Source organism: Streptomyces sp. NPDC060198 (genome assembly GCF_042728415.1).
GTDB lineage: Bacteria > Actinomycetota > Actinomycetes > Streptomycetales > Streptomycetaceae > Streptomyces.
Map to the genome: position 1 here is coordinate 1 of NZ_JBHWZJ010000504.1, position 4175 is coordinate 4175.

At 73.0% G+C, this 4175-nt stretch carries 3 protein-coding genes; all 3 read right to left on the bottom strand.

Annotation, left to right across the window (positions count from 1 at the left end; translation table 11 throughout):
* Nucleotides 1-25 precede the first annotated feature (25 nt).
* The 3 genes from ACFWEP_RS32460 to ACFWEP_RS32470 all read right to left on the bottom strand — a co-directional run bounded on the left by ACFWEP_RS32460 (nucleotide 26) and on the right by ACFWEP_RS32470 (nucleotide 3812).
* Nucleotides 26-1081, bottom strand: a complete 1056-nt coding sequence (locus tag ACFWEP_RS32460) for a lactonase family protein (protein ID WP_387375553.1) — start codon at nucleotides 1079-1081, stop codon at nucleotides 26-28.
* A 180-nt stretch (nucleotides 1082-1261) separates the two neighbouring features.
* The gene (locus tag ACFWEP_RS32465; RefSeq protein WP_387375555.1) at nucleotides 1262-2770 is read right to left on the bottom strand and encodes an FUSC family protein; all 1509 of its coding nucleotides are present in this window, start codon (nucleotides 2768-2770) and stop codon (nucleotides 1262-1264) included.
* Between the two features lie 304 nt (nucleotides 2771-3074).
* Nucleotides 3075-3812 (bottom strand): DUF4232 domain-containing protein, encoded by a 738-nt coding sequence (locus tag ACFWEP_RS32470; protein ID WP_387375557.1) that lies wholly within the window; start codon nucleotides 3810-3812, stop codon nucleotides 3075-3077.
* Nucleotides 3813-4175: the final 363 nt, after the last annotated feature.

Genomic DNA, 4175 nt, shown 5'->3' on the forward strand with positions numbered 1-4175 from the left:
CGGGGACACACCGCACGGGCGTCCGTCAGACCAGGAGGACGCAGGAGGCGGCCGGTGCGTCGATCGAGCCCGCGTGGCGCGGTACGCCGGTCTCCTGGTCGACGGCGAACCAGCTGACGTCTCCGGACCGCTCATTGGCCGCGTACAGCCACTGCCCTGTGGGGTCGAGTGTCAGATCGCGCGGCCAGTTGCCGCCGCAGGGGACGGACGCGACCAGCTGCGCCTTCTCACCCGTCTCGTCCAGGGTGAGTACGGAGATGCTGTCGTGCCCCCGGTTGGCGGTCCAGACGAACCTGCCGTCGAGGGAGACGACGACCTCGGACGGGTACGTGCGGTCCGGGGCACCGGCCGCCTCCTCGGGCAGTACCGGCACCTCGTGGAGCGGCTCCAGCACGCCCGTTGCCGCGTCCCAGCGGCAGAGGGTGAGGGTCGGCTCCAGCTCGTTCAGGACGTACGCGTGGCCGCCCGCCGGGTGGAAGGCCAGGTGGCGGGGGCCGGAGCCGGGGCGCAGCGCGGTCTGTCCGTGCGGGCGCAGCTCGCCGGTGACCGGGTCGACGGCGCCGACGTACACCGAGTCGGTGCCGAGGTCCACGCTCAGCAGCCAGGCGCCCGACGGGTCGGGCAGCACCTGGTGGGCGTGCGGTTCCGTCTGCCGTCCGGCGTCGGGGCCGCTGCCCTCGTGCTGTTCGACGAAGACGGCGGCGCGGAGCGACCCGTCCTCCCGGAGCGGCAGCACGGTGACGCTGCCGGAGCCGTAGTTCGCGGTGACCAGGTGGTTCGCCGCGAGGGTGAGGTGGGTCGGTCCGTCGCCGTTCACCGAGCGCAGGCAGCCACCGACGAGCCGGGGCACCTCGCCTTCGATGTCGAGTGCGGCGGCGGCGCCCTCGGACGCCTCGCTGACGGCGTAGAGGATCGTGCCGTCGGCCGATGCCACGAGGAACGACGGATCGGGGACGGTGTCGGTCGAGCCGACCACTGTGAGCGCGCCGGTCTCCCGGTCCACCTCCGCGACGGTGATGCCCTTCCCGCCATTGGTGGTGAAAGACCCTATGAACGCCCGCCCGGCGCTGTTGCCGCTCATCGCGCTACCCCTTTGTGCCCGTACCTGGTGTTTGGGTGCGGGCCGTGCGGTCCGCCCGGCCGACGGTAGCAGGCGCTGATCGCCCGGCAGGGCCGGGCTCGGGCCGGTGGCCCCACCAAAACGGTGTGCCCGCCGGCACGCCCCGGACCGAGGTCGCCGCTCGGCCCGTACGCGTCCCGCTCAGGCACTCGCCGGCACCGGGCCGCCCCGTCGCAGCGGCTCGGCCAGATCGAGAAGGGCCTGCTCCAGCGCGTGGAGGTGGGCGAACGCCGGTTCGGCGTGTGTCGCCGCCGGCGCCGAGGGAACGTGCTCGCGGCGGCGGTCCGGTACCGGCGGATCGGTGAGCGCCTCGACGGCGGCCTCCACGCGCCAGCAGGCGGCGGCGAGCCGTGCGTCGTGGGAGGCCTCGGGGTCGGCGGCGACGGAGGCGAGTCCGCGCACCTCGCGGGCGCAGCCGTCGAGCAGGGCGAGAACCTGGCGCGCCCGCCCCTTGCGTGCCCTCATCGGGCTCAGTGGGTGGACGAGCGGTGCCAGCGAGAGCCGTACCCGGCCGAGGATGGCTTCCAGTTCGGCCACCAGGGGTGCCGGGTCGGCGTCCGCGCCGCCTGCGAGCCGGGCCGCGGCCTCGGCGGTACAGGCGTGCACGCAGCGCAGCGCCCGGGCCACCCAGGCGTCGGTCACGGAGTGCGTGGTCACCGGCAGGACGAAGAGGACCGCGAGGACGGCGCCCAGTGCGCCCACCGCCGTCTCGCCCACCCGCAGGACGAGGAGCGCCGGGTCGAGCACGCCGAGCAGCCCGTACAGCATGCTCGCCATGACGGTCACCGCGAGCATCATCCAGGTGTACGAGACGGCCGCGGTGTAGAAGACGCCGAAGACGCTCAGCGCGACGACCACCGCCGCCGCGACGGGGCTGTGGTGCAGCGGTACGGCGACGGCGAAGCCGAGTCCGATGCCGAGCACCGTCCCCAGGACCCTCCTGAAGCTCCGCACCACCGTCTCCCCGCGCGAGGTGGTGGCGACGAACACCCACCAGGTGGCGCCCACGGCCCAGTACCACCGCTGGTCCGACAGCACCTGTCCGGCCGCGAGCGCGAACGCGGCGCCGACGGAGGCCTGCACGGCCTGTCGTGTGGTGATCCGCGCGAGCCCGCTCCCGCCGGCCGGCGCGGGCACCGGGGACGGAACCGGCAGCCGTCGCTCGTAGCACCAGATCCCGAACCGGACGGCCGCCGCGGTGGCCACCGAGAGCAGTACGGCTCCGTACAGTTCCACGATCCGGCTGGGTACGGCGTGCAGGAACTGCGCCATGAAGCAGGTCATGAAGGCGAACACGCCGAGCGAGTGACCGCGCGGACCCCACCGTCGCGCGTACACCCCGCCGCCCACGGCGGCGAGGAACACCAGGTCCCGGGCGACCGGCACGTCCTGCAGGACGGCGGCGAGCACCAGCACCGGCAGCCCGACGACGGGCAGCAGCGCGGTCGTCACGGCCTGCCCGCGCACGGTCGGATCGCCGACCGTGAACAGGGCGAGCAGCGCGGACAGCCCGCCCGCGACGGTGGCGACCAGTGAATGTCCGGTGACCCCGCACAACGCGGCGGCCGACCCGATACCGAGCACGGCCCGGGCCGCGAACCGCAGTCGGATCCGCCCGGGATCCGGCGCCACGAACGCCCTCCTCAGCACGTCGCCCCACCCTTCCTTCTGTCCGCCTGCCTGGGCGCGCCTGGCACTGTCCGGGCGCATGAGAAAGGCGCTGCGGACCCCCCGTTCCGGGGCTCCGCAGCGCCATCGCTGCACACATCTCACCATTTACCTGGCCGACCGTTCAATCGACAGGGAAATCAGTGGTCCATTGGCTCATGTTCTCTACGCACCGCTGAGCCACGACAGAACCAACGGTTCACCGTCGAGTCCGTCCCGCCCGACCGGGGCACCCGCCCGGGGCACCCGCCCGGACCGCGGGTCCGCCCGTCTCCCGCCGAAGCCGTCAGAGCTGATTGATCGCGCGCATCGCCAGGCCTTCGGTGCCGGCCCAGCCGTTCACCCGTGCCGCGTCGTCGTAGGAGACGGAGCGCAGACCGTCGGGCAGGTCGAAGAGGAGGAAACCGCTGAGTTCGGTGCCCTCACCGGCGACCAGAGTGGCGGTGAACCGGTGGGACTGGTCGTACTCCGCTTCGCCTCCCTCGTCGTTGCCGAAGACGTACAGGCCCGCGTACGCCTTGCCGCCCCCCGCGACGACGAGCGGCTGGCTGTCCGGCCCCACGAGCGGCTCGACGCTCGGGTCGGCACTCCCGGAGCCGAGCCGTACCAGCGGTCCCTCGTTGAGGACGCACGGCACCTTGGCACCGTTGGTGACGGTCAGCAGGAAGTGACGGGGAGTCTCCCCGGGCGAGTCCTGGAGCTCGACCGCGGTGGTGAGGCCGTCGGCCTCGCAGTCCTGGTAGTCGGTGCCGTTGCCGCCACCGGTCTCGCCGCTGTCCCCGGCAGGTTCGGCGGTGGGGGCCGTACTCGTACCCGTGCCGGAGTCACCCGAGGGTTCGCCGTTCTTCGACGCGCTCGCCCCCGCCGACTGCCCGGCCGGCGCGGAGCCCGGTGCCGCCTTGCCGTCGCCGTCGGAGGACTGGCAGCCGGTGACCGCCAGCAGGGCTGCGACGACGGCCGCCCCAGCGAGGGTGCCGCCCAGGCCCCGACGTGGCGAACCGGCTCCGACCGTATTCGAGTTCATGCTGTGCCCCACTCCCCCCGTGACCAGCCCCAGGGCCGGCCGCCCGCAAGCTACCCGCCCATTCTGGAGGTGACCGATCCGGCCGGTATAGCCCGAATCCGGGTCTGTTACAGCCCTAGCACGAACCGAGCACCTTGACGTGACCATGCCTGCGACCTCCTCGCGAACACGCGTCGAGACGGCGACCGGTCAGGGTGGAGGCGACCGCCCACCCGGCCCGTGGCCGGCGGACCGCTCTCTCCGGGAGGGGCCCTGTCGCGCGGTGCGCAGGGGTGTTTCGAGAAGTGCACCGCGACGCGACGGGTGCGTAAAAAGATCCTCCTGGTCGTCGCCCAACGTTAGTCGGAGTTTTGATCTGTGTTG

What these genes read in the sequence shown, in the direction of transcription:
- ACFWEP_RS32460 (WP_387375553.1), bottom strand. Translation starts at nt 1,081, where the DNA reads ATGAGCGGCAACAGCGCCGGGCGGGCGTTCATAGGGTCTTTCACCACC.
- ACFWEP_RS32470 (WP_387375557.1), bottom strand. Translation starts at nt 3,812, where the DNA reads ATGAACTCGAATACGGTCGGAGCCGGTTCGCCACGTCGGGGCCTGGGC.